23 protein-coding genes are annotated in these 25,678 nt (G+C 43.3%); 13 read left to right on the forward strand and 10 right to left on the reverse strand.

Translation table 11 applies throughout. The features are described 5' to 3' along the window. The first annotated feature begins 13 nt into the window (after positions 1-13). The gene (locus HYN43_RS21855; protein WP_119406058.1) at positions 14-1,138 is read left to right on the forward strand and encodes a DUF5074 domain-containing protein; all 1,125 of its coding nucleotides are present in this window, start codon (positions 14-16) and stop codon (positions 1,136-1,138) included. Between the two features lie 77 nt (positions 1,139-1,215). Here HYN43_RS21855 and HYN43_RS21860 read toward each other — a convergent pair whose 3' ends face one another. Further along, positions 1,216-2,988: a T9SS type A sorting domain-containing protein gene (locus HYN43_RS21860; RefSeq protein WP_119406059.1), complete on the reverse strand. Its 1,773-nt coding sequence runs from the start codon at positions 2,986-2,988 to the stop codon at positions 1,216-1,218. Positions 2,989-3,815: 827 nt separating this feature from the next. Here HYN43_RS21860 and HYN43_RS21865 point away from each other — a divergent pair. The 9 genes from HYN43_RS21865 (at position 3,816) to HYN43_RS21890 (ending at position 12,110) form a co-directional block, all read left to right on the forward strand. Then, positions 3,816-5,027, forward strand: a complete 1,212-nt coding sequence (locus HYN43_RS21865) for an MFS transporter (protein ID WP_205589802.1) — start codon at positions 3,816-3,818, stop codon at positions 5,025-5,027. Positions 5,028-5,227: 200 nt separating this feature from the next. After that, positions 5,228-5,407, forward strand: coding sequence for a hypothetical protein (locus HYN43_RS21870; RefSeq protein WP_119406060.1), 180 nt, complete (start codon positions 5,228-5,230; stop codon positions 5,405-5,407). Between the two features lie 42 nt (positions 5,408-5,449). Then, the gene (locus HYN43_RS30920; RefSeq protein ID WP_281024302.1) at positions 5,450-5,575 is read left to right on the forward strand and encodes a hypothetical protein; all 126 of its coding nucleotides are present in this window, start codon (positions 5,450-5,452) and stop codon (positions 5,573-5,575) included. A 40-nt stretch (positions 5,576-5,615) separates the two neighbouring features. Continuing rightward, positions 5,616-5,777: a hypothetical protein gene (locus HYN43_RS30485; protein ID WP_162996578.1), complete on the forward strand. Its 162-nt coding sequence runs from the start codon at positions 5,616-5,618 to the stop codon at positions 5,775-5,777. 386 nt (positions 5,778-6,163) lie between these two features. Further along, positions 6,164-7,588 (forward strand): inorganic phosphate transporter, encoded by a 1,425-nt coding sequence (locus HYN43_RS21875; protein WP_119406061.1) that lies wholly within the window; start codon positions 6,164-6,166, stop codon positions 7,586-7,588. A 13-nt stretch (positions 7,589-7,601) separates the two neighbouring features. Next, entirely contained in the window at positions 7,602-8,423 is an 822-nt protein-coding gene (locus HYN43_RS21880; RefSeq protein WP_119406062.1) for a universal stress protein, read from the forward strand. Positions 8,424-8,440: 17 nt separating this feature from the next. After that, positions 8,441-8,608 (forward strand): hypothetical protein, encoded by a 168-nt coding sequence (locus tag HYN43_RS30490; protein ID WP_162996579.1) that lies wholly within the window; start codon positions 8,441-8,443, stop codon positions 8,606-8,608. Between the two features lie 384 nt (positions 8,609-8,992). Next, positions 8,993-10,312: an IS110 family RNA-guided transposase gene (locus HYN43_RS21885; RefSeq protein ID WP_119406063.1), complete on the forward strand. Its 1,320-nt coding sequence runs from the start codon at positions 8,993-8,995 to the stop codon at positions 10,310-10,312. Between the two features lie 478 nt (positions 10,313-10,790). Beyond that, positions 10,791-12,110, forward strand: coding sequence for an IS110 family RNA-guided transposase (locus tag HYN43_RS21890; protein ID WP_119406063.1), 1,320 nt, complete (start codon positions 10,791-10,793; stop codon positions 12,108-12,110). Between the two features lie 187 nt (positions 12,111-12,297). Here the strand turns inward: HYN43_RS21890 and lpxB are convergent, their stop codons facing one another. From lpxB to HYN43_RS21930, 8 genes are all read right to left on the reverse strand, one after another. After that, a complete protein-coding gene (gene lpxB / locus HYN43_RS21895) occupies positions 12,298-13,407 on the reverse strand; it encodes a lipid-A-disaccharide synthase (RefSeq protein ID WP_119406064.1) in 1,110 nt (369 codons plus the stop codon). Next, complete coding sequence (locus HYN43_RS30495) at positions 13,407-13,568, reverse strand: hypothetical protein (RefSeq protein WP_162996580.1); 162 nt, start codon at positions 13,566-13,568, stop codon at positions 13,407-13,409. The genes lpxB and HYN43_RS30495 overlap by 1 nt, the downstream gene beginning before the upstream one ends. A 108-nt stretch (positions 13,569-13,676) precedes the next feature. Then, positions 13,677-14,450: a 5'/3'-nucleotidase SurE gene (gene surE / locus HYN43_RS21905; protein WP_119406066.1), complete on the reverse strand. Its 774-nt coding sequence runs from the start codon at positions 14,448-14,450 to the stop codon at positions 13,677-13,679. A 178-nt stretch (positions 14,451-14,628) separates the two neighbouring features. Beyond that, positions 14,629-17,124: a M1 family metallopeptidase gene (locus HYN43_RS21910; protein WP_119406067.1), complete on the reverse strand. Its 2,496-nt coding sequence runs from the start codon at positions 17,122-17,124 to the stop codon at positions 14,629-14,631. A gap of 344 nt (positions 17,125-17,468) precedes the next feature. Continuing rightward, the gene (locus HYN43_RS21915) at positions 17,469-17,774 is read right to left on the reverse strand and encodes a putative quinol monooxygenase (RefSeq protein WP_119406068.1); all 306 of its coding nucleotides are present in this window, start codon (positions 17,772-17,774) and stop codon (positions 17,469-17,471) included. 4 nt (positions 17,775-17,778) lie between these two features. Beyond that, entirely contained in the window at positions 17,779-18,459 is a 681-nt protein-coding gene (locus HYN43_RS21920; protein WP_119406069.1) for a type 1 glutamine amidotransferase domain-containing protein, read from the reverse strand. A gap of 118 nt (positions 18,460-18,577) precedes the next feature. After that, positions 18,578-19,141 carry a Crp/Fnr family transcriptional regulator gene (locus tag HYN43_RS21925; RefSeq protein WP_119406070.1) on the reverse strand — a complete coding sequence of 188 codons (564 nt, stop codon included), beginning with the start codon at positions 19,139-19,141 and terminating at the stop codon, positions 18,578-18,580. Positions 19,142-19,466: 325 nt separating this feature from the next. Then, positions 19,467-19,883, reverse strand: coding sequence for a nucleoside deaminase (locus HYN43_RS21930; RefSeq protein WP_205589803.1), 417 nt, complete (start codon positions 19,881-19,883; stop codon positions 19,467-19,469). Between the two features lie 177 nt (positions 19,884-20,060). On the opposite strand from HYN43_RS21930, the gene HYN43_RS21935 reads away from it, so the two are divergent. Next, on the forward strand, positions 20,061-20,777 hold the full coding sequence (locus HYN43_RS21935; RefSeq protein WP_162996581.1) for a hypothetical protein: 717 nt from the start codon (positions 20,061-20,063) through the stop codon (positions 20,775-20,777). 78 nt (positions 20,778-20,855) lie between these two features. On the opposite strand, the gene HYN43_RS21940 is transcribed toward HYN43_RS21935, so the two are convergent. Next, positions 20,856-21,557 (reverse strand): DUF4231 domain-containing protein, encoded by a 702-nt coding sequence (locus HYN43_RS21940; protein WP_119406073.1) that lies wholly within the window; start codon positions 21,555-21,557, stop codon positions 20,856-20,858. A 118-nt stretch (positions 21,558-21,675) separates the two neighbouring features. Here HYN43_RS21940 and HYN43_RS21945 point away from each other — a divergent pair, with 118 nt between their 5' ends. Together HYN43_RS21945 and HYN43_RS21950 are read left to right on the forward strand one after the other, a co-directional pair. Further along, complete coding sequence (locus HYN43_RS21945; RefSeq protein ID WP_119406074.1) at positions 21,676-23,346, forward strand: hypothetical protein; 1,671 nt, start codon at positions 21,676-21,678, stop codon at positions 23,344-23,346. Positions 23,347-23,389: 43 nt separating this feature from the next. Beyond that, positions 23,390-25,672, forward strand: a complete 2,283-nt coding sequence (locus tag HYN43_RS21950) for an nSTAND1 domain-containing NTPase (protein ID WP_119406075.1) — start codon at positions 23,390-23,392, stop codon at positions 25,670-25,672. The last annotated feature ends 6 nt before the right edge of the window (positions 25,673-25,678 follow it).

Raw genomic sequence — 25,678 nt, forward strand, 5'->3', positions numbered from 1 at the left:
ATAAACATCTACCATGAAACTAATTACAACCCGGTTTGGGGCATTGGCGCTTGCTGCTTTCATATTGGCAGCAAGCTCCTGTAAAAAAGATCAGGCCGTTAATCAGCAGCAAAACTTAGCTAACGGGAAAAGCCTGAAGGCACAATCGTTAGGCAAATATGATAACGGTTTCTTTTTAATAAACGAAGGCTGGTACGGCCATGGCACGGGCAGCGTAAGTTTTTACAGCTTTGCAACCGGCACCAAACAGGATAGCATTTTTACCAAAGAGAACCCCGGCAAAAATTTAAACCCGGCAACCTCAACACTCGAGTATGGAACCATCTTTAATAATAAACTGTTCCTGGTATCAAAAGTTGGCGGCCCGGTGGTGATTACTGATCCATATTCGCTGGTTGAGCTTGGTCGCATTGCCGCTGTGGGCAGCAATAACTGGCAGGCTTTTGTTGGGATTGATGCTACCAAAGGGTTGTTAAGTTCGGCTAATGGTGTTTATCCCTTTAATTTAACAACATACACTACGGGTACCAAACTAACCAGTGTTACCGGCAGCGTTGGCGATATGATTAAATCGGGAAATTACATTTTTGTATTATCGCAGAGTAAAGGCGTGGTGATACTTAATGCAGCCGATTATTCGGTGGCCAAAACCATATCCGGCATGGTGGTTGCGTTCACCAAAACTCCCGATGGTTCTGTTTGGGCAGCGGGCGGTACATCGCTTATCAAAATCAATCCATCTACATTGGCGGTAACTACCATTACTTTGCCTTTTACGGCAAACAGTACCTGGTTTGCATGGCATCCGGGCTCTATCACGGCATCAACCCAAAACAATACGGTTTACATTGCCAATAACGGCACTTTTAGCGGTGCAACTACCATTTACAGGTATATTGATGGCAATGCAGCTTCGTTAACAAATCCGTTTATAACAATCCCGGCGGGTAAAGAACTTTATGGTTCAGGGATAGGATATATTCCGCAAACCAATCAATTGGCAGTTACTACGGTAAAATCGGGCTTTGGTACCAATTATGGCGTTAACGACCTTTATTTTTACGATTTAAATGGCAACCAGGTAAGCGATCTGCCTTATTCGGGCTATTATTTCCCGGCTATCCCGGTATTTCATTAATAACATACCCCTGTTAAACAACAAAGCCCCTTAATCTTAACTGATAGGGGCTTTGTTGTTTGTATAAACTATTAAACTTACTGCTTGCTTATTTTAAGTACCTGGGTTGTATTATCAGCATACCTGATATTTACAATGTAAACACCCCGGTTAAAATTACTGATATCGAGCGGAGCGCTGTTTTTGCCTGCCTGCGCCTGCCCTTTTTGCTTTAACATAGCTTTACCGGCCATATTGGTTACGGTAAGCTCGTAACCCAGGTTTTTTTGCGTTGTAAAAGCCACCGAAGCACTGCTTGCCGTTGGGTTTGGATAAATGGTAGCAAGCGGCTGGCTTTGCTGCTCGGGTGCTTTGCTCAAAACATCTTTAGCCTTTAAAACCATCGGGCCTGTTTGCACATTGATGTACCGCGTGCGTGTTGCCGAGGTTCCGCAGGTATTGAAAGCGGTTACAGTAATCGGTCCGGTGGTATTGCCCCATTTTACATAAATAATGGAGGTACCCTGGCCCGATTGGATGGTGGCATCATCAGGCACTGTCCAGCTGTAGGTAACATCCTTCTGCACAGGGTTAAGTTTATACCGCCCCACTGCCTGGCTGGCCAGTTGATCGGGACCGGTAATAGCGCCCGGGAATACCGGTTTTGCAGTAATCTTTATTGGCGCGCTGGTATACTCAACATTATTAACCATTTTAATCTGCACCTTATAAACGGCCGGCGCAACATTGGTAAGTTGTGAGTTGGCGATGTTGGCAACCTTAAACTTGCGTACGCGGGCCTCAAACAAATCGGATACATAGATCTGGCTCGAAACCGGATCGAAATACATCCCGAATGAGGTACTGATCTTACTCATTTCAGTACCATTTGAAGGAACACCAAGGCCACCGGCAACCGTTACACCGTAAGTGGCGCCAACAGCCCATCGTTGTACACGACCGGCATCAAGTACGTAAAGATTCCCTGCCGAGTCGACACTTAACTCCTGCGGGAATGACAACTGATTGGCATTTGTGCCGTTACCATTGCCGCCGGCTACGGTAACCCCGGTGGTAGCACCCGGAGCCCATTTCTGCACCCGGTAATTATAGGTATCTGCTACATAAACATTGCCGGCATAATCAACAGCAACGCCCGATGTTTCATAAAGCTGGTTGGCCGCGCTGCCTTTACCATTGCCGCCGGCAACAGTGGTACCGCTGGTAGCACCCGGAGCCCATTTTTGCACACGGGCATTCCACCGGTCAGATACATAGATATTCCCGAAGCGGTCCATACATAACGATTGCGGATTGCTGAGCTGGTTGGCTGCTGCGCCGTAACCGTTGCCGCCTACCACAATGGTGCCGCTTGTTGCACCCGGTGCCCATTTGCGCACGCTTGATGAAAGGTAATCAGAAACATAAATATTTCCGGCATCATCCACCACAACATCCTGTGGCGAATAAAACTGATTAAGGGCCGATCCTTTACCATTGCCCCCGGCAACTACAACACCCGAAGTAGCCCCCTGTACCCATTTTTGTACGCTTTGCCCCGTTACAACATAAATTTGATTGTGATACAGGTACAATCCCCTGGTATCGTACATCTGGTTGGGGCCGGTACCCGAACCGTTTCCGCCGGCTACAATTACGCCGTTAGGATCATAGCGGCCACGGGCAACAAGCAGGGTGGTATCTTTATACCATTTTACCTCGCCAATGGTGCCCGATGTAAGCGAGCCGGTTAGGGTACTACCCTCGCAGGTATCGCCAACAATAATGGCGCTGCGGGTCTGCGCATGGGTATACAATGCTGATCCAGACATACAAAGAATCAGTAAGCCTTGCAGGAAAAACTTTTTCATAAGGTTAAATTTTGCGCTTAAGGGGCGTAAGCTGGTTTTGTGATATATAAAGTTAGGAAAGGGTATCGCACTTTTGCAATAAATTGCGGTTAATTATTTGCTAATCAGTTATTTATGGGTTTAGACATTTATTTTAGAGAAAAAAATAATTTTTTAAACGACAAAATATTAACCAATGATAAAATCGAAGCAAAAGGAATAAAGCCTGAAGACCAGAGGGATATAAAAAAGTAAAGCCCCTGATGGGCAGGGGCCTTTACTAACCAATTATAAACCTAAATTATGAGAAGACTATTTTATGTGGTGCTATCTTTAACACGGTGTAAAAATAACACTAAGTTTTGATATTCGGAAATTTTTATTTGTAATTTTTTTGTAAGTTTTACTAATTACTTCCTTATCCGATATCTTATTGTCAAAAATAAGAATAAATCATTATTAATTTACTAATTTTTTAAAAAAATACACCTGGTTTAAATAATAGTCTATTTTAACAATGTTTTATCCGGAATTTTGTTTTTAAAATTCACAAAAAGATAACTTTAAATGATTTTTAAGATAAAACAGGGCACCAAAACGCAGTTTAAGTCATTTTTTCGGACGAAAAACAGGCAAAAACCATTTTATGGATGATTTTTATTAAAGAAAACTAAAAATCGATGTTATTTTTTTGTTAAATAATGCTTTTTAAGCTTCTTAAAAGAACTAATGATTGCTAAATCAATTTATCTCCTAAACGGGATAAACTATCAAAAATTACTTTACAACTGCAATTTTTTAAATATGCTTTAACATTTTTGCCGCGAAAATACATCTTCTTTAAAAGCATGTCAACAACAACTACCCAAAAGCAGCACCCGCATCTTACCACTTTAACGCTATGGATCATGACCATTGCCACTGGTTTGGTGGTTGCCAACATATATTATAACCAACCCCTGCTGGCCGATATGGCGCATACCTTTGGTGTAAGCGACAAAAAAGCACAGCAGATTTCACTTTTTACACAGATAGGCTATGCCACAGGGCTGTTATTTATCATCCCGCTGGCCGATATGCTGAAACGCAAACGCCTTATCCTGATTGATCTGGTGCTGGTGATCATTGCCCTGGTGGCAAGCGCCATGGCGCAATCCATAATTTTAATGATGATAGCCGGGTTTTTAGTAGGCGTTTCGTCGGTTATCCCCCAGTTATTAATCCCTATGGCTGCCCATTTGGCCAGGCCTCATGAACGCGGTAAAAAAATTGGCTTTGTAATGAGCGGGTTGTTAATAGGTATCCTGCTATCGCGCACACTAAGTGGCTTTATAGGCGAACATTTTGGCTGGCGAAGCATGTATTATATAGCAGCCGGGCTAATGGTGCTCATCTGGCTGATGATCTTTTTGTTTTTACCCGAGGTGGAGCCGGACTACAAAGGCAACTATGCTAAATTAATGAAATCACTAATCCAACTAATTAAAACACAGCCTAAATTACGGTTGGCGGCTTTTAGAGGCGGCCTTTGCTTTGCGGGCTTCAGCGCCTTTTGGACCACCCTTGTTTTCCTGCTAAAGCAGCCCCAGTTTAATGAAGGTAGCGCAGCAGCCGGTATGTTTGGCCTGGTTGGCGCTTTCGGTGCGGTAGCTGCCGGCTTAATGGGGCGGCTGAGCGATAAAATGAATGCTTATAAATTATCAGGTTATACGCTGGGGCTTATCCTCATCTCGTTTATTGTATTTTATTTTTCGAGCCATAGCATGGCGGGCCTTATTATAGGGGTTATTTTGCTGGATATGGGCGTGCAGGCTACGCACATATCCAACCAATCCATCATCTTTGCGTTAATCCCCGAGGCGCGCAACCGTATCAATACGGTGTACATGGTGTCTTATTTTATAGGCGGCGCGCTGGGCACTTTCTTCGCCAGCCAGGTTTGGAAAACCTACCAGTGGAGCGGCGTATGCGTTATCGGTATTATCCTTTCGGTTATTGTACTTGCAGTGCATATGTTAAACTACAAAAAAGCGTCCGCTACCGAACCTGATGTCCGGTAACAAATCAATTCCGTACAGCGGTTTTTATGCTATTTGAACTTCCTTGCGAAAAAAATCGAAAAAAAATCAAAATTAAAAACACCTAAAAAACAGGCATTTACACACTACTGTAAAAAATATCTGAGTTTTTGATGACATTTTTTGCTTCAGTTTGAAACTTTGGCATTGTATTGGTTTGTACCCTATCAAACGCAACTGTTATGGAAGCTAAAAACAAAACGGAGAGGGTTGAAAACGAGAAAGAATGGGATAACCCGGTTGAGCCAACCAAAACATCAGATGCCCGCGACGAGGAACAAATAGTAAGGCAGTACAAAGAAGCGAAACGCCGCCATGATAACCTCAGCGAAAACAAAGAGGCCGAAGAAAAGGAAGATTAATAAAGGAAATTAAAATATTAAAAACACTAATACCTGAAAACAATGAAAACGCAAAAACAACCTTCAACCACTAAACTGATTGCAAGTTTTGATAACGCCCTAAAAGCAATTATCATGAGCGACCTTAAAGCTGTAAAAGCTAAACAATACCTTAATTCGGCAGCATAATCAACACAATATAAAACATCACCACTACCTACATCTACCTATGAAAGCATATCAACCAACCCCAGCCATTACTAAACTGATTGCCCGTTTTGACGCCGAATTAATGGAGTTGTTAAAAGACGAGCTTAAAAACTACCACGAACGCAACCGCTTCAAAAACAACAAGCAGTTGGCAGCACAGCAAACGCTTACTGCCGCCTGATCAATCATATATACAGTACAACATCATCCTATGAAAACGATAAAGCCCTGCCAAAAGCAGGGCTTTATTTGTTTGTCTGAACCGGGATTTGGGTAGATTTTCAGGATTAACAGGATAATGTCTGAGCTCGGATTTGGGTGAATTATTTGAATTTTCGAATAAGCTTTATTCTGTTAATTCTTTAATTCCCCCAAATCAGGTTCACACAACTTTCAAAATCCAATAAATCACTTAATCCCCCCAAATCCCGGTTCAGACAAACATCCGAATTTCGGCATTGTTACCTAACAATATGTTAACACTGTGATTGCGTTAACTAAACGCCTGAATCGGTTATTTGATAAAGGCCGGGTTAAATGAAATAAGCCGGTGATAAACGCTGTTCTATGCATTTTTGTATCCCCGCCACTATCCTCCCTTTTATAGGCCAGGTTGATCTTAGCGGATCGCTGCTGGTTGTTTTTTTACTTTGTGTACTTGCCGTTGTTGGGTTTGAATTTGTAAATGGTTTTCATGATACCGCCAATGCCGTAGCTACGGTTATTTATACCAAGGCCCTGAAGCCGGTTTATGCTATACCATGGTCGGGCACCTGGAATTTTTTGGGTGTTTGCTTGGGCGGCGTTACCGTGGCTATGGGTATTTTAAAGCTGGTTCCGTTAGATAGTTTGATGACCCTGCCGGTAAGCGTAGGTGCCTGCCTGGTTTTAGCTGTGCTGCTGGCATCCATTATCTGGAACCTCGGCACCTGGTACCTCGGCATCCCCTGCTCAAGCTCGCACACCATGATAGGTGCCATGATTGGCGGCGGACTGGCATTTACCTGGTTTTATAAAGGCCCCGGTGTAAACTGGGATAAAGCCGGCGAAATCGGCGCATCATTAATCTTATCGCCGCTTATCGGTTTTGGTGCAGCTGCTTTATTGATGTTGTTTTTGAAACATGTTACCAAATCGCACGCACTGTTTCATATCCCCAGCGGCGAAAACGACCGGCCGCCAATACACATCCGTTTGCTGTTGGTAACCACCTGTACGCTGGTAAGCTTTTTTCATGGCAGTAATGACGGTCAAAAAGGTGTTGGTTTGTTTATGCTGATATTGATAGCTTTTATGCCGGCACGTTTTGCGGTTAACCATGCCGTATCTAATGATAAGGTAATGGCCGCCCTAAACCAAACCGAACAGGTTGTTAACAGCCGGTTAAGTACCAACCCCGATAAAAAACCGGTTATTACCGGGCTGGCTGCGGCTATCAATCAAACCAAACAATCGCTGGCTGCAAAAAACGAAAAAGAGGTGGCCAAAACCTACCGTTACCGTAAACAGGTGGAGGGCCTGATTAAAGATATCCGCGCTGTGATTAAAGATAACCGCGTGCCGCTAAATCAGCAGGAAAAAGAAAAACTCACAACTGCTGCCAACGAGCTTGAACATGTAACCGATTTTGCGCCGGTTTGGGTTATTGCCATTATATCCATATCGCTGGGTATTGGTACCATGATAGGCTGGAAAAGAATAGTGGTTACCATTGGCGAAAAGATAGGTAACGAGCACCTGAACTATGCCCAGGGTGCCACATCCGAAATTGTAGCGGCATCAACCATTGGTTTAAGTACCGGCCTGGGCCTGCCGGTAAGTACAACGCACGTGCTATCAAGCGGGATTGCCGGCGCCATGGTGGCATCGGGCGGTAAGGGTAATTTAAATAACAAAACCCTTAAAAATATTGCATTGGCCTGGGTACTTACTTTGCCGGTAGCTATAATTTTAGCATTTTTATTATTCATGCTTTTTCATTTATTTATCTGATATATAGCGAAAAATGAAACAGATTTTGGTTGCAACCGATTTTTCAAAATGCGCTGCCAATGCCATGGCTTACGCTATGGAACTGGCCAGCATATTGGGCCGCGAAGTGTGTGCTATCCATGCCATACACCCAACCGAAGGCATTAACAACAGCACCTATAACGCCATATTTATTGACGATTACTATAACGCCAAACGCGAGGCATTGAAGGAATGGGTAACTCCATTTACAGGCAATGAAGCTTATAACAACGTGAAAGTCACCACGCTTTGCGACGTGGGCTTTTTAAAGGCGGTGATAACCAAACATATTGATAATAACCCGGTTGATTTGCTGGTGATGGGCATTATGGGTGCCACCGGCATAACCGGCATTGTAGGCAGCAACGCCAGTATGATGGTTACCAAAGTTAAAATACCAACGCTGATTGTACCGCTTGAAAGTAAGTTTGCCAAAGTGCCGATGGTTACATTGGCTACCGATTTTGAAACCCGCCTTTCAGCAACTGATGTAAATGCTTTAAATGAGATGATTAAAGCATTTGGCTCGGCCAAAATGCAGGTGCTGTACGTATCTGAAAATGCCGAACCTAAGCAGGCCGAAATGAGGGAAGCCCGCCTGGCCGAGTTGATTAAGCATACCGAGCTGGAATTTAACTACATCCAGGATAGCAGCGCGCTTAACGGCATCATGAACTTTATTCAATCGCACGAAACGGATATGTTGTGTTTAGTGAAACACCACCACAATATTGTTTACCGCCTGTTTACCCGCAGTACGGTTAACCAGGTGATGAACAAATCGGTAAAAGCGATTTTGGTTTTGCACGAATAACCTTAAATAATAGTATTATGGAACAGGTTAATTATCCCGTTATCATCATTGTTGTTATTGCAGCGGTGATTTTGCTGGTATGGCTCATCCGTCGTAACCGGAAAGACGAAAACGATTATGAAAAAGAAACCATGCAATCAGAAATTAAGCCTGAGAAGCATGACAAGGGGGAAGATAAGAGGTAGTTGATCCCGAAATTTTATTAGCACCTATAAAATGGGTGTCATGCTGAGCTTGTCGAAGCATAATGGGGCGGGCCTCTGCGCGCGACCTTTCGACAAGCTACCATGACATAATTAAAAAAGTTTGTCATCCTGAGTAGGGTTTATTTGCGCACAAATAATAGCATTGCAGATGACAAGCGAATGCTGAACTTTGCAAAAGCAACTTATGGCAGAGTAGCAGTTTAGCTCTTGGTGTTATTTACCCGCCCCTGAGATTTGCTTTAGGAAATAGCGTAAGCATTTTGGTGATACTGTTACCTGCAGTATTCCCGTATGGCAGCGTGCCTTTTATTTATCGCTTTCCTGAGCCATAAGTTGCTTGATTTTAAAATCTAAAGTAAAGTTATGGCAAAAGAAACGACTTTTGAAACAGTCCACCAAAATGTTGCAGGTATTGATATCGGTGCTGAGCAGATTTTTGTATCCCCTGATGGGAAAGAGGTGGTCAGCTTTGAAACCTTCACATCAAGTTATTATGCTTGTGCAGTGTATCTGAAAGAGAGAGGCGTAAAAAAGGTAGCAATGGAAGCCACAGGTGTTTACTGGATCGCTTTATACTTTCTGTTAGAAGAACTTGGCATATTGGTTTGCCTGGTCAACCCTAAAGAAACCAAACAGGTGAAAGGCAGAAAAACTGATGTAAGGGATTGCCAGTGGATCCAGAAGCTGTTTTCTGCCGGCATCCTCAGACATAGCTTTATCCCCCAGGGCAAGTTCATGGAACTTCGTCATTTGGTGCGGGAACGCCTGGATATCATCAGTATGGGCAGTACCTATGTTAACAAGATGCAGAAATGCCTGGAGTTGATGAACATCAAACTTCCGGAGGTACTTAGCCAGATCCATGGTACCAGCGGCATTAATATGATCAAAGCTATATTATCCGGGAACCGGGACAGCAACTATTTACTTAGCCTTTGTGATGAACGCATTCAAAAATATAAAGGTGAAAAAGTATTAAAAGCATTGGAAGGCCGGTATAATGATACCTATTTATTCATGCTTGAGCAGAACATGCAGCTTTGGGATATACACCAAAACCAAATAAAAAAGATAGACGGGGAGATTAGCCGCCTGTTGGACGAACTAAGTGTAGATAAAGAAGAGGTAGTTACAGGAAAAGCCAAAGCAGTACGGCATCATGCCCCAAAAATACCGGGGCTTCACGCCACTATGGCGCGCTTATACGGTGTTGACCTTACCAGCATTCCCGGGATAAATGATTATACGGCATTGCGGCTGATTGGGGAAACTGGTGTGGATATGAGCCGTTTTCCTACAGTTAAAAGCTTTGTAAACTGGTTAACCTTATCCCCTAAAAGTCATCGGAGCGGAAAAATGAAAAAGAATGTCAGGGGTATGCCTTGCAATGTTGCCGGGCAGATCTTTAAACAATGTGCCCAGTCATTATTGAATAGTAAGAATAATGCTATCGGTAGTTTCATGAGAAAGCTCCGTGGCCGTAAAGATTCGCGGATTGCTATAAAAGCCGGTGCCAGAAAGTTGGCCATTGCTTACTATAATACATTAACCAAAGGAACCGCATATGTTGAGGAAGGAACTAAACGCTACGAAGATCAATTGCAGAGAAGAGAAATGGCATTGTTGAAAAAAATGGCTAAAAAATACAATATGCAACTTTCTGAAAACCAAATAGCTGCATAATGTGTCAATGGCAGACGAAAACGATTATGAAAAAGAAACCATGCAATCAGAAATTAAGCCTGAGAAGCATGACAAGGGGGAAGATAAGAGGTAGTTGATCCCGAAATTTTATTAGCACCTATAAAATGGGTGTCATGCTGAGCTTGTCGAAGCATAATGGGGCGGGCCTCTGCGCGCGACCTTTCGACAAGCTACCATGACATAATTAAAAAAGTTTGTCATCCTGAGTAGGGTTTATTTGCGCACAAATAATAGCATTGCAGATGACAAGCGAATGCTGAACTTTGCAAAAGCAACTTATGGCAGAGTAGCAGTTTAGCTCTTGGTGTTATTTACCCGCCCCTGAGATTTGCTTTAGGAAATAGCGTAAGCATTTTGGTGATACTGTTACCTGCAGTATTCCCGTATGGCAGCGTGCCTTTTATTTATCGCTTTCCTGAGCCATAAGTTGCTTGATTTTAAAATCTAAAGTAAAGTTATGGCAAAAGAAACGACTTTTGAAACAGTCCACCAAAATGTTGCAGGTATTGATATCGGTGCTGAGCAGATTTTTGTATCCCCTGATGGGAAAGAGGTGGTCAGCTTTGAAACCTTCACATCAAGTTATTATGCTTGTGCAGTGTATCTGAAAGAGAGAGGCGTAAAAAAGGTAGCAATGGAAGCCACAGGTGTTTACTGGATCGCTTTATACTTTCTGTTAGAAGAACTTGGCATATTGGTTTGCCTGGTCAACCCTAAAGAAACCAAACAGGTGAAAGGCAGAAAAACTGATGTAAGGGATTGCCAGTGGATCCAGAAGCTGTTTTCTGCCGGCATCCTCAGACATAGCTTTATCCCCCAGGGCAAGTTCATGGAACTTCGTCATTTGGTGCGGGAACGCCTGGATATCATCAGTATGGGCAGTACCTATGTTAACAAGATGCAGAAATGCCTGGAGTTGATGAACATCAAACTTCCGGAGGTACTTAGCCAGATCCATGGTACCAGCGGCATTAATATGATCAAAGCTATATTATCCGGGAACCGGGACAGCAACTATTTACTTAGCCTTTGTGATGAACGCATTCAAAAATATAAAGGTGAAAAAGTATTAAAAGCATTGGAAGGCCGGTATAATGATACCTATTTATTCATGCTTGAGCAGAACATGCAGCTTTGGGATATACACCAAAACCAAATAAAAAAGATAGACGGGGAGATTAGCCGCCTGTTGGACGAACTAAGTGTAGATAAAGAAGAGGTAGTTACAGGAAAAGCCAAAGCAGTACGGCATCATGCCCCAAAAATACCGGGGCTTCACGCCACTATGGCGCGCTTATACGGTGTTGACCTTACCAGCATTCCCGGGATAAATGATTATACGGCATTGCGGCTGATTGGGGAAACTGGTGTGGATATGAGCCGTTTTCCTACAGTTAAAAGCTTTGTAAACTGGTTAACCTTATCCCCTAAAAGTCATCGGAGCGGAAAAATGAAAAAGAATGTCAGGGGTATGCCTTGCAATGTTGCCGGGCAGATCTTTAAACAATGTGCCCAGTCATTATTGAATAGTAAGAATAATGCTATCGGTAGTTTCATGAGAAAGCTCCGTGGCCGTAAAGATTCGCGGATTGCTATAAAAGCCGGTGCCAGAAAGTTGGCCATTGCTTACTATAATACATTAACCAAAGGAACCGCATATGTTGAGGAAGGAACTAAACGCTACGAAGATCAATTGCAGAGAAGAGAAATGGCATTGTTGAAAAAAATGGCTAAAAAATACAATATGCAACTTTCTGAAAACCAAATAGCTGCATAATGTGTCAATGGCAGCGATAGCGAAGGATCTTCTTCAACAAGCATGGCCGCTATACAGGGCGAAGAAGATGCTTCGTTCCTCAGCATGACAAAGGGGAAAATGACATTTCACCTTCAGGTCACCCGATTTTATTACTCAACATGGCTTTAGTTTTATATGTTATAGGTAGATACGAAGTAACGACGTTTTATTTAGTCATGTACTTCACAATCAGCCCTGCGGTTTTTGCCGATGCCCCCGGTTGCCCCATCCGTATATCAAGCTCATCGTAACCGGCCAGCATAGTTTGGCGATAGGCAGCATCATTGAGCAGCAGATCAAGTTCTTTACCAATTTTTTCGGCCGTGCAATCTTCCTGGATCAACTCTTTCACCACTGCCTTATCCATAATCAGGTTTACCAGCGATATAAATTTCAGCTTCACCAGCATACGGGCTATGGCAATGCTTATAGTGCCGCCTTTATAAACAACTACCTGCGGCACATTCAGCAAGGCTGTTTCGAGTGTTGCTGTGCCCGAAGCTACTACTGCCGCCCGGGCATGATTTAACAAGTTGTACGTTGCGTTAAAAACCACCGGGATAGCAGCTCCGTTTAAATATTGAATGTAGTAATCAGGCTGAAACGACGGCGCACCGGCAATTACAAATTGATATTCGGGGAATTTTGCTGCGGCCTGTACCATATCCGGCAACAGGCGGCTTATTTCCTGTTTACGGCTGCCGGGCAACAAGGCTATAATGTTTTTACCGGCAAGGTTGTTTTTTTGTAGAAAATCCGGGTCCGGGACAAATGCCGAAACAGCATCAAGCAGCGGATTGCCAACATAATCAACATCCATGCCCCACTCTTTATAAAAAGCTACCTCAAAAGGCAAAATGCAGAACAGGTGATCAACAATCCGTTTAATTTTTAATACCCGCTTCTGGTTCCAGGCCCAAACTTTGGGCGAGATATAGTAGCAAACCAAAATGCCCTGCGCCTTGGCATATTCGGCTATTTTAAGGTTGAAGCCGGGAAAATCTATCAGGATCAACACATCCGGTTGGTATGCCGAGAGATCCTGCTTGCACGATTTCAGGTTTTTAAGAATGGTTTGCAAGTTGGCAATTACCTCCACAAAACCCATAAAGGCCATATCGGCATAATGCTTTACCAGCGTGCCGCCTTCGGCCTGCATCAGGTCGCCGCCAAAAAAACGGAAATCGGCCTGCGCGTCGAGGGTTTTGAGGGCTTTCATGAGGTTAGCCCCGTGCAAATCGCCCGAAGCTTCGCCGGCTACCAGGTAGTATTTCATTATAGCGGTTGCAGTTTAAAAATAAAAATGGCCAGTAAAAACAAAAACGAGATCATGGCAACGCCGTTACCTGTTTTATCGGCTCCCCTACCATAAAAATAGCGGATAATAAACAGGTTAATTGCAAAGGCCGTAAGGTATGGAATGCCTGGCTTGTTCATTAAAACAAGTTGATTTTTAAGCAAAAACCAAAAAATAAACAGGCTAATGCAGGGTAATAAAGCCCCAATTAGCAAACCCGCAGCAATATCGTTTTTGTTAAGCATAAATTATACGTTAAACTTCCAGTTGTTTAAATACGGGATGGCGTGGTGGGCAGTCATATCAAACTGCACCGGTACAACCGAGGCATAGCCGTGCTCCAAAGCCCAAACATCGGTATCCTCGCCGCCGTCGTTCAACTGGAATACACCGGTGAGCCAGTAATACGGGCGCTTATGCGGATCAACGCGCTCATCAAATTCTTCGGCCCATTTGGCGGCGGCCTGGCGGCATATTTTAAGGCCTTTTATTGCCTTAGCATTGGGGAAGTTTACATTAAGCAAGGTGGCCTGCGGTAAACCATTAGCCAGTACCTGCAGGGCAACTTCTTTTACATATTTAATACAAGGCTCAAAATCGGCCTGTAAAGTATAATCATCTAACGAAAAACCTATCGATGGGATTCCCTCGATAGCTCCCTCAACCGCTGCCGACATGGTGCCGGAATACAGCACATTGATTGAATTATTTAAACCATGATTAATGCCTGATACACACAGATCGGGCTTTTGCCCTTTAAAAATTTTGTTAACGGCCAGTTTAACGCAATCAACCGGGGTACCCGAGCAACGGTACATTTCAATGCCCTCGTAAATATCCACCTTATCCAGCCTTAACGGTTTGCCTATGGTAATGGCATGCCCCATGCCCGATTGCGGGCTATCCGGAGCAACCACAACTACGCGGCCTATTACGGCCATGGCATCCATCAGGGCTTTGATGCCCGGTGCGGTAATGCCATCGTCATTAACAACAAGTATGGTTGGTTTGTTAACTTTCATCGGGCAAAGTTAACAATAAGCAAGCATGTAAAGCGGGTGCTTTATGTTACTTTTAATTTAACCGGGATGTTATTTATATGCTAACGTACGATAGTTTTTACGCTGCCCAAAACGAAAAAAACAAAAGGCCACACCTTCTGGTATGACCTTTTGTTTAAATGCAATTGGAGCTATACTATTATCCTTTGGCTTCGTTGATTGCTTTAACAGCATCTTCGGCAGCTTTGGCCGAGTCGTTATCGCCAAGCTTTTTACGATCTTCGGCAATTTGCTGCAAAGCAGTGATCAGCTTTGGCGCTATGCCATATCTTTTATAACTGACGGCCAGATCGCGAATGGCTGTAATGCCGTCCTGCGCGTATTGACTATTTTTAAGGCGGCCTATCATTTGCGCCAAGGGCCCGCGAACCACCAGATCAAATTTGTTTTGTACCGAACCTTTTTTGTAAGCATCAATTACAAAAGGCCATTCTGCGTCCGAACCACTGTTGGCATATACATTGATAACCGCCTGTTGCAGCTGCCCTTTACTATCAGCGGCTAAAGTTTTAGCTGCTATGAAAGCATCTGTTGGCGAAAATGCATTTAACGCATTCAGTGCAGCCCCTTTAACTGTATATGAAGGGCTGGCCAGCGATGACTGGTAAATATCAATATAAGCTACCGTTTTGGTTTTACCCAAAGCGTTGATAGCAGCCGCACGTACCGGATAGTTTACATCATGCATAGCCAGGTCGGCCAGAATTGATTGCGCCGGTTTCCTGATCTCAACGCTATCCATTTTAAGTGCCCTGATGGCTTTTATCTGTAAGCCGTGGTACTTATCTTTTAATGCTGAGAGTACAATATCCATCCCTGCCTTTGTGGTTTGCTGGCCTATAGCCACATTCAATGCCTCTAATCTATCCAGGTAAAGCGGGGCGTGGTGGTATTGATAATTAAACTCATCAAGCGTTTTATGATCTGTTTTTTTGGCAAGCAATACCTTATCGGCATCCACATTAACCAACTCTGGTTTAGCGGCACAATCAAAGCTTAGTGTATCGTTTTTACCTGAAAGCCAAACTTGTTTGCGGGTAGCTTTTCCGTTGATATATAAATCAATTTCAACAGGTACTTTAAATATCTGCCCGTCCTGTTTCTGGCTGATAAATACTTTTTGCTGATGAGCGGCAGCATCCCATTGATAACTGAGATCAAGCACAGGATGACCGGCACCGTAATACCATTGGTTAAAAAACCAGTTCAGGTCTTTGCCCGAAATCTCTTCCATGGCCAGCCTTAGCTGATGTACTTCGCCGTTTTTAAAAGCATTGCTTTTCAGATATAGGCCTAATCCTTTAAAAAAGGCATCATCGCCAAGGTAATGGCGTAGCATATTTAAAACCAGGCCGCCTTTATCATAAATATTGGCGCCGTTAATGCCATCTTCATCGGCATAAACAAAGGCAACAAGGGGTTGCTTATAGGCAGTGCCATTGTTAAGATAGGCCTGCAGTTCATCATAACGTTTGGCATCACCATCGTCTTTGCCGTATTTGCGCTCGTTCCAATATTTTTCGCCAAACACAGCGAACGACTCATTAAGCGTTTCGTTGCTCCAGCTTTCGCAGGTTACCAGGTCGCCAAACCATTGGTGAAAAAGTTCGTGGGCGATGGTTGTACCACCCGATCCGTTCGGGTCGTCGATTAAATCCCATGGAGTTTTCTGCACATATTCGCCGTGCAAAGTGGCCGAACTGTTTTCCATAGCGCCCAACGGATAATCGCGAACAACTACCTGCGCGTATTTCTCCCAGGGGAAATCAACACCAAGCGCTTTCGAATACAGCTCCATCATTTCTGGCGTTTGCCCGAAAATTTGTTTGGCATAAGGCGCGTAAGCAGGTTCCAGATAGTACGAAACCTCTTTGTTACGCCATTTATCTTTATACACTTTAAACTCGCCAACGGCCATCATAAACAAATACGGGCAATGCGGCAGCGATTGTTTCCAGGTATCGGTGCGGGTACCATCTGCGTTATTTTTTTGGCTGATGAGTAAACCGTTTGATAGCGTGGTATATTTAGCCGGCACCGTCATGCTGATCTGCTCGGTTGTTTTCTGGTCGGGTTTATCAATGGTGGGGAACCAGCACGATGAGCTTTCGGCTTCGCCCTGCGTCCACACCTGGGTTGGTTTGCCGGCCTCTTTGCCCTGTGGGTTTACAAAATACAAGCCTTTGCCATCCAGTTTAAAACCCGGTTTATCGTGCAGCAAATCGGGTTTGGCGGTGTATTCGATAAATAAAGTGTACTGCTCTTTTGCTGTATAAGTTTTATTTAGGTTGATAACCAACTGCAGGCTATCCTCATAGCGGTATTTAAGCGGGAGCACCTTGCCCTGCTGCATAATGCCTACGGTTTTAATATCCATCCCCTTGGCATCAAGCCTTATCGAATCGGTAGGATAAAAATGAGGTTTAAAGGTAGCCCACTCTTTTCCATTCAAATAAGCGTGCTGAAAATCAAACTTCACATCAAGCCGGGTATCTATCAAATCACTGACCTTTTCGGCAGTAGCGTGATAGTATGGTTGGTTTGCCGGATGATGATTAAGCTGGGCTGTTGCCGTGCCTGTAAAGCCAACAGCCGCGAGTAAGGTATAAAAAAAGGCGGTGTAAATTTTCTTCATTTAGTAAAACGTTTTATCAATTGTAAAAATAAGCATCTTGTGGGATTTTCCGTTCATTAGTTTTATCTGAATAATCAATAAATGTTGTCTGAACCGGGATTTGGGTAGATTTTTGATATGGACAGGATTTTATTTTGTCTGAACCGGAATTTGTCGAATTCAGGAATTAACAGAATGCTAAGCAAATTCTATAAATTCTTTAATTCGTTTAATTCAGGTTCAGAAAACAATCAGCGAAATCAACGTAATCAAAAAAATCAACGGTCAAAATCGGTGTAATCCCAAAAACAAAAACCGCGCTGTTAATTAACAACGCGGTCCACTCAATCAACCACCAATCATCATTACCCCAAATCAATCCGGGTAGTTAAAATCACCTCCCGTTCCGCCAGCAGCGGAACGATTTTTCCAACAACAATATTTTGAAAGTGCGCCGTTTCACGATGTGCTGCTACCGCAGCCTCATCTTTATAAGCCTCTGCCAGTATCAGGGTATCCGGCCCGGTATTACTTTGATGAATGTTATAAAACAGGTTGCCTTCTTCGGCGGTGCTTTTTTGTGCTACTTCGGCAAGCAGGCTGAGTACTGTATTTAATTCGCCTTGTTTTACCGTCCATTTGGCAAATACATAAACTGGTTGTTGTTCCATGATATTAAGCTTTAGCGTTTTCTAAAATAGCGATCATTTTTTCACCAACACCTTTGGCTGATGCAGGGTTTTGGCCTGTTACCAAATTACCATCGGCAATGCTGTTGGCTGCCCATGGTTCGGCTGCGTGGAATATAGCGCCCTGGGCCGTTAAAGCCGCCTGTAAATCAAAGGGCACATCGGGCCTTGCATAATGATCCTCTTCGGCAGTGGTAAACGAGGCTATATTTTTGCCCTTTACTATGTATGAGCCATCGTTTAGTTTTACATTGAGTAACGATACCGGACCGTGACAAACGGCGCCTACCACGGCATTACGCTCGTAGGTTTCGGCAATTACTTTTTTAAGCAGCGGGGCTTCGGGCATATCCACCATTGGGGCCAAACCGCCGGGAACAAAAACGGCATCATAGGCTTTTACATCAACATCGGCAAGTTTTTTGGCTTTCTGCATATCGGCCCAGCCTTTACCGGTTAAAAATGCAAGGTTATCGGGGTCGGCGGCAAGGTTAAGGGCGTCGAGGTATGGGGTATCGCCTGTCAGGCTGGCAAAATCAACCTGGTAACCTGCTTTATCAAATTCGGCATAGGGATGTGCTACTTCGGGTAAAAAGGTACCTGTTCTCCTGTTATTTGGGCCGATGGCGTTAGCGTTTGATACGATGATTAAAATATTCTTTTTCATGATTTCTAAAATTTAAAGTGTTGTTTTTTTTTGTTTTGATACTTCAAATTTCGGAAATCAGGGTCCCTCCTGCCGAGGAGGCAAATCACAAAAAAAGTGTGATGCAAATCACACTCCTTTATTTAGCGTATAGTCGGCTCAGGGTTTCGCGGCTTACGCCGAGGTATTCGGCAATATATTTTTTAGGAATTTGCTGCATAAGGTGCGGGTACAGGCGCCCAAACTCCTCATATCGCTGTTGGGGATTACCGGCAAGTAATGAGATAATGCGGCGCTGCAATGCCACAAAACCGTTCGTAAGTTTTACCCTGAAAAAGTGTTCCATTTTATGCATTTCGGCCGATAGTTTTTCGCGGCCTTCAAGGGTGAGGCAAAGTACTTCGGCATCTTCCATACAGGTTATATACAAATCGGCCTTTTTTGCTTTAAAATAGGCCTGGTAATCGGCCATCCACCAGTTTTCGCCTGCAAACTGCACAATGTGCTCTTTGCCATCGCCATCCAGGTGAAACATCCTGAAGATGCCCGAGAGAATAAGATATTCAAATTTAGCCTCGTCGCCCTCCTGGCTCAGGTACTGATGTTTTTTAACCCTTTTTAGGGTAAAGAAAGTTTTTATATGCTCAAACTCGTCATCAGTAAGGGGAGTAACTTCTTCAATATGTTTTCTTAGTTTATCCATGGGTATGTAGCGGCGATTAAAAATAGAGAAAAGATTGATTACAGATGATGGTATGATTCAACGTTGTCAGTCATCGGGCGAAAGCAGCCCGTGCATAAGGCATTCGCTATTCTCATTATTTAACGGATGTTTGTGCTAACATAACAGCATTGGCCGCTCATTTGCCGCGGAGGCTGTTACTTTTGGCTTGGCCCAAAAGTAACCAAAAACCCAAGACAGAAAAAAGCTTCCCCCCACAGAGCCTGCCCCGATGCCCATCGCGGGCCATACTCCCGGCCCGATTTTCTGTCAGCCCTACGCACTTTTTTTACGTTCGGCAATTATGCTATTTGCCACCGTAAACAATAATAGCGGGAGGCTCTGCCCATTTGGTTATCTTATCCGTAGTTATAATATTAAATTCCTCATTAGTGCCGCCAAGCTCACCGCAATATTTACTGAATACTACTTTGGCTATTTTATGATGCCTCAGCACGTACGAGCACAAGATGCAGGGCTCAACATTTGAATACAGTATAGCTCCTTCACAGCTTTCGTTTTTTTGCAGGGCATCTAAAATGGCAACTACTTCGGCATGGCGGGTAACATCCTTAAGCTGGCGGCTTTTTTCGCAGCCCTCGCCAATAATGCGGCCATTGTTCACTACAACGCTGCCAACCGGGCTTTCACCTTCCAGCATGGCCACCATTGCCAGCTCCAGGCAGCGATCCATAAATGGTTTATGTAAATCTGTATCCATCATCGGTAATAAAGGTGCAAAATAGCAAAAGCCCGCCACGGTTTGTTATTACCGGCGACCGGATTGGCACCAATTTAATTTTTATCGCCCCGTTTTTTTACAAAAAAATTCAGACGCAGAGCTATTTCAGTTTGCTTATATTTTGAACTACCTTTGCCTAAAGTTAAAAAAACCAAACCTATGCACAAGTATATTGTACCAATAGCATTGGTGATAACTGCCTGTGGACCAAACCACCCTGCACCTGTATTACAAAACGGAGAAACAACCAAATCATCAATAAAAGCCGGGCAACTTCATGTACAGCCCGAACTGCTCGAGTCGTTTACCGATAGTTTAAATATAGGGCGAAAAGGACGCAATAAATTTGAGCTGAACAGATACACTATTACTGATAGCAACTACGTAATTATCCGGTTTAGCGCGAAACAAAACAATAAATGGATAATAAAAAATGAATTCCATTTCCCTAAGGATGGATTTGCCGATTGCGACCCTCAGATATCAGATTTTAACAAGGATGGCTTGAACGATATCACTTATGTTTCGGCCGTAGCAGCGCGTGGCGCCAATGAAATACGAACGCTTTTAATCTACAATAAAAAAACCGATGCCCTGGTATATATCAAAAATTCAGCAAATTTTCCAAATATGCTATATAACCAGGAATTAAACTGCATCGACGCTTTGCTTGTATCCGGCTGCAATACCACGGTTTTCCTGAAACTTGAAGCAGACAGTTTACGCCAATTTGCCGGTGTTGATCAATGCGATAGCCTTGTTGTATCTGTTTATGATAAAACCGGAAACAGAAAAGTGATATCAAAAAAACCAACCGACCGGGATAACTTTAGTCGTTTTAAAAATTATCGCCCATTAAAAGAGTATACCTATTAATACGTACCAAACCTAAAGGCAATGCAAATGCCCATTAACCGGAAGCTCGCGTGCCTGTAGAATAACAGGCACCAAAACTTAAGCACCTCCTTCAGGTTCCGCCGGCTTTTCGCCACTATCACTTGTTGAATCTTCGCCCTTAGTTTGCGATTCATCAGCTCCGGTTGTTGACTGTTGTTCGGTTTCGCCGGTACCAGGCTTTTCTTCTCCTGTAGTTGGGTTTGCATTATCGCCGGCCTGGCTTTCAGGTTTAACTTCCTGCCCGCCGGCCTCTGCTCCTGCTTGCTGCCCACCCTCGCCCGGCTTCTGCTTTCCGTCTCCTTCGGTTTGTTGTTTGGCCGGTGGCCAGTTTACATGCTCGGCACCTAAAATTTTCTCTACACGGGTAACAAAAAGCGATTCTTTGTCAACTCCCGCTACTCCATAAGGCCCAACATTAAAACGGTAATAATATATTTCGGGCTTAAGCAGCTCGTTGGTCGATCTGTAGGTAACCCAAAGTTCCTGGTAACTAAAGGTTTTTAAACCGGTTGTTAAAATTGCCACTATCACCGATACGATAATTACCAGCATGTTTAGTATTGCTTTAGAGTCAGCACATAAAAAATCAAATTTAAAATTGCTTAACGCTGCAAAAACAGGCGTTAATGCCGAGAGGATGATGAGCGCCCATTGAAATTTCCGGTATTTACCTTGGTTCTTCCTGGAAGAATCGCTGTAAAATTTCATTTGCCCCTGGTAGCGTTCCTCTACATATTTGTCAAAAAGCTCTTTGTCCATTGGTTTAGATTTTTGATAAATATAAAAAAATAAATATTTGTCAATTAGCTATTTATATATAAGTTTAAAAAAAATCTGACATTTATTCCCTCTGTTGTAATTCCTAACCTTTAAGCTTATGTCACGACAAACTATACAGATTTTCCTGGCATCATCATCAGAATTAAAAGCCGACCGGGAACAGTTTATGCTGTTCATTAACGATGAAAATATCAGGCTTAATGCAGCCGGCATATTTTTGAAAGTAGTATGCTGGGAAAATTTTCCCAACGCCATGTCGGCAGCGGGCTTACAGGCCGAGTACAATAACGCATTGCGGGGTTGTGATATGGCCGTTTTCCTGGTATTCTCGAAAGTTGGTAAATACACCAACCAGGAGTTTGATGTGGCCATGGATGCTTTCTCGACAGGGCAGGCCCCCAAAATATGGACTTACTTAAAAAACGAGGCCGTTTATCTTGATGCGGTAGAAGAGGACGACATCAAATCCCTCTTTGATTTTAAAAGAAAGCTGCGGCAGTTGCAACACTACCCTACCCGTTACAATAACATCGATCATTTAAAATACCAGTTTAAAACCGAGCTTGACCGCTGCTTCCCTAATATGCCCGCCCGCGAAGAAACTGAAGAAACTACAACTCCGGTACCTATACAAAATGATGAAAAAACACAGCTGCCGAGTTCCGAACAAAAAACAGCGTACAATGAAGTACTCAGTTTCAGACTGTTTGAAACGATAAAAAAAACCAACGAGCGGGCCAGGGCATTGTTTGGCGCCGCCGAAATGAACGGCGCACTTTGGGAAAATGATGCCGGTTACCGCAAAGAGGCCAAGGCTATTATCATTAGTGCCTATGGCGTACTGGGCGTAAAATTGCGCAAGTTAATGGCCATAGGTGTGCAGGGCGACGTGGCCGAAAATAAAAAAAACTACATCGTTATCTGCCATCTTACAGCACTGCGGGCTTTGCAGCTGCTGTGTTTTGCACTGCTCTCTAAGTTATGGGATGAAAAAAACAGTGAGCGCCACTATGATGAGACACAGATTAACAAGATCAGGCTTTTTTTTAACAGCCCCCTGGAGATGTCGCTTACCGCTTATAGAAATTTGTTATCAACGCTGCTGCTTATGTTTGACGAAAACAACCTGGAATATCCCATCAGTGAGCTAAAAGGCATTTCGGACAAAATGCAGCCTGAAAGCGATTTTGTTAAGGCGTGCAATTTTTTAAATTCCCTCCCGGGCTCAGCATATACCGAAACTGATTGCGTTGAGGCAGAGAATAGCCTCACGATTGTGCTGGAGCATTTAAGTTTTTTAACAAATTACACCATGGAATCTATTAAAAACGTGGAGTATTTTGGATTACGTAACATCAGGCAATACTATATACATAAATACACCGCGCTGGGATGTGATGAAAACACCCTCATCGACCTGGTTAAACAGCAGGATGTACCACTTAACACTTACGCGGTTTTACTAAAAAATACCAAAATAACGTATCAGCCTAAATTAAACCTGTTTCCGTTTATCATTGATGCCAATGCGCTGACATCAGAGCAAGGTGCGCAGATTTATTTTTACTCGTCGGCCAATACTGATGGGAGCTTAAAATACAGTTTTTGGGAAGATAAGGATAAAACCATTGTTATAAACCAGCCATCTGCCGAAAATGACTATAACCAGGGTTCAAAACATTTTGACGCCAGCCGCTCGTTAGATGTTGTTACTTTATTTAAAGACGCACTGCAAGCTATCACAGGTACAGCGCCGCAGGTAGCCTAATAAACACGCCTAAATCAAATCCTGATTAAACCGTTATTGCCAAATGAAACAATACCCATTTAAATTTTTACGTCCTTATAACAAAAACGAGGTGGCTTTTTTTTCGGGCAGAGACGAGGAGATAGCCCGGCTTTATGAAATGGTTTTCCAATCGCCCGTTTTATTGGTTTATGGTGCATCTGGCACAGGCAAAACCAGCTTAATTCAATGCGGTCTTGCCAGCAAATTTGCAGCGCACGATTGGATGGATCTTCCCGTAAGGCGTGGCAAAGACATAAATCAGAGTTTGCAAAAGGTACTTACCGATGCCGGCGGGCAGAAGAACACCAGTGTGACAGAACCAGACTGGCTTAGTAATTTTAGGGAGAAGCACACACCTGCAAGCATTGAAGAAGCCGATAGCGGGGTTACCGGTGCCATTAAAAATATTTACCTCAACTGCTTTAAGCCACTATACCTTATTTTCGATCAATTTGAAGAGCTTTATATTTTGGGTTCGAAAGAGGAGCAAACCAAATTTATCCGTACGGTACAACAAATCCTTTTGGTTGAGCAGCCTGTTAAAATGATCTTCTCCATACGTGAAGAGTTTTTGGGTTATTTGGATGAGTTTGAGCGGGCGGTACCGCAACTTACCCGTAAAAAGCTAAGGGTGGAGCCGATGAATGACGCCAAAGTTAAACAGGTGATTGAGAGCGCTACCTGTGCAGAAACATCACTGGTAACCATCAAACCGGGCGAGGAAGCAAAAGTGGCGAAGGCAATTTTTGAAAAACTAAAAATCACCGAACGGGCTAAAACCATCCAGTTGCCTTATCTGCACGTATTTTTGGATAGATTTTACATGGCTGCTACGGGCGATGAGTCAAGGGAAACAGAAGTTGTTTTTGATTTAGAGAAACTTAACTCACAAGGTAAAATTGGAGATATACTTCAAAAGTTTTTGGAAGAACAAGTGGCCCGCATCAGCGAAAAAATGCTTCCTGACTATAGTGATTTCACACAGGAAATGATATGGAGCATCATGTCGCCTTTCGCCACACTTGAGGGCACCAAAGAGCCAATCAGCAAAAGCAATCTTTATGGCCGGTTTCCCAATTGTAAGCCGGCATCTATAGAGATCGTGATTAAAGAATTTGATAACAGCCGTATAATCCGCTATGACGAAGACACCGACATGTACGAACTGATGCATGATTCGCTTGCCAAACGCATTGCCGAAAAACGGAGCAAAAAGGAAAAGGATTTACTGGAGGCAAAAAGCATTTTAAAATTTAAAGCGGCACGTAGTAACGGAATGGGCGAAGCGCTATCTGAAAGCGATCTTTTTTTTATCGAACCGCTTCTAAAAGATTTGAAACTCTCGGACACAGAAATTCGCCTTTTTACGGAGAGCAAGGATGCCGTACAACAGCAAAGAAAATCGGAAGAATTACGGCTGCGCAAATATAATAACCGGTTAAGGATGATGCTTTTGGCTTCGGTGGTATCGTGTTTTGTAGCCTGTTTCCTGGGGTATGAAGCTTATCAGGCCGAAAAGCAGGCACGTGCTGTAGCAAAAAAAAATGCAAGTCTTTACCAAAAAGCCAAAATCTCGCAGGAGAACACCAAAAAGCTGATTGCATCCGTATATTTTTACCGGGATAAGATAGGCCTGTCAAAGGTGGAGAAAAACGGCAAATTACTATACGGCTTTATAAATAAAGATTTAAAGCTGGTAATTCCCTATAAATACACCGAAGCCGAAACCTTTGACGATACCGGCTTTGCCAAAGTTAAACGAAACGGAAAACAATACCTGGTTGATGTTGAAGGCAATGAATACCTTGCAAGTACCAGCGTAGATTCATTGACAGATAATACCGAAGCACTTTTTTTAAGCGATCAGGATTTTAAAACGTTTCCTGAACAGATTTTTGATCATGCTAATTTGAAAGTACTGATTTTATCCGATTGTAACCTTTATGAATTACCTCCGGATATAAAAAAGCTAACCAACCTGAAACTACTGGATCTGGCTCAAAATTACTTTAGCAAAATCCCCTCTGCTGTTTTGAAGTTAAATAATTTAGTGTCATTAAACATATCGGGTAACGATCTTACAGAGATCCCGAAAGATATTGACCAGCTTCAAAAACTGCGCGAACTGCAGCTATATTGGAACGACAAGCTGAAAAAACTCCCGCCCGATCTCAGCAATATAAAATCGCTGCGATGGCTTGATGTATCGGGTACAGGGGTGAAAGAAACAGATACAGGCATTAAAACGCTGTTGGCAGCTAACCCAAAATGCAAAATTATATGGAAAGGGAACCAGGCCTATTAATGGTTT

Origin of the sequence: Mucilaginibacter celer (assembly GCF_003576455.2) — a bacterium.
Classification (GTDB): domain Bacteria; phylum Bacteroidota; class Bacteroidia; order Sphingobacteriales; family Sphingobacteriaceae; genus Mucilaginibacter; species Mucilaginibacter celer.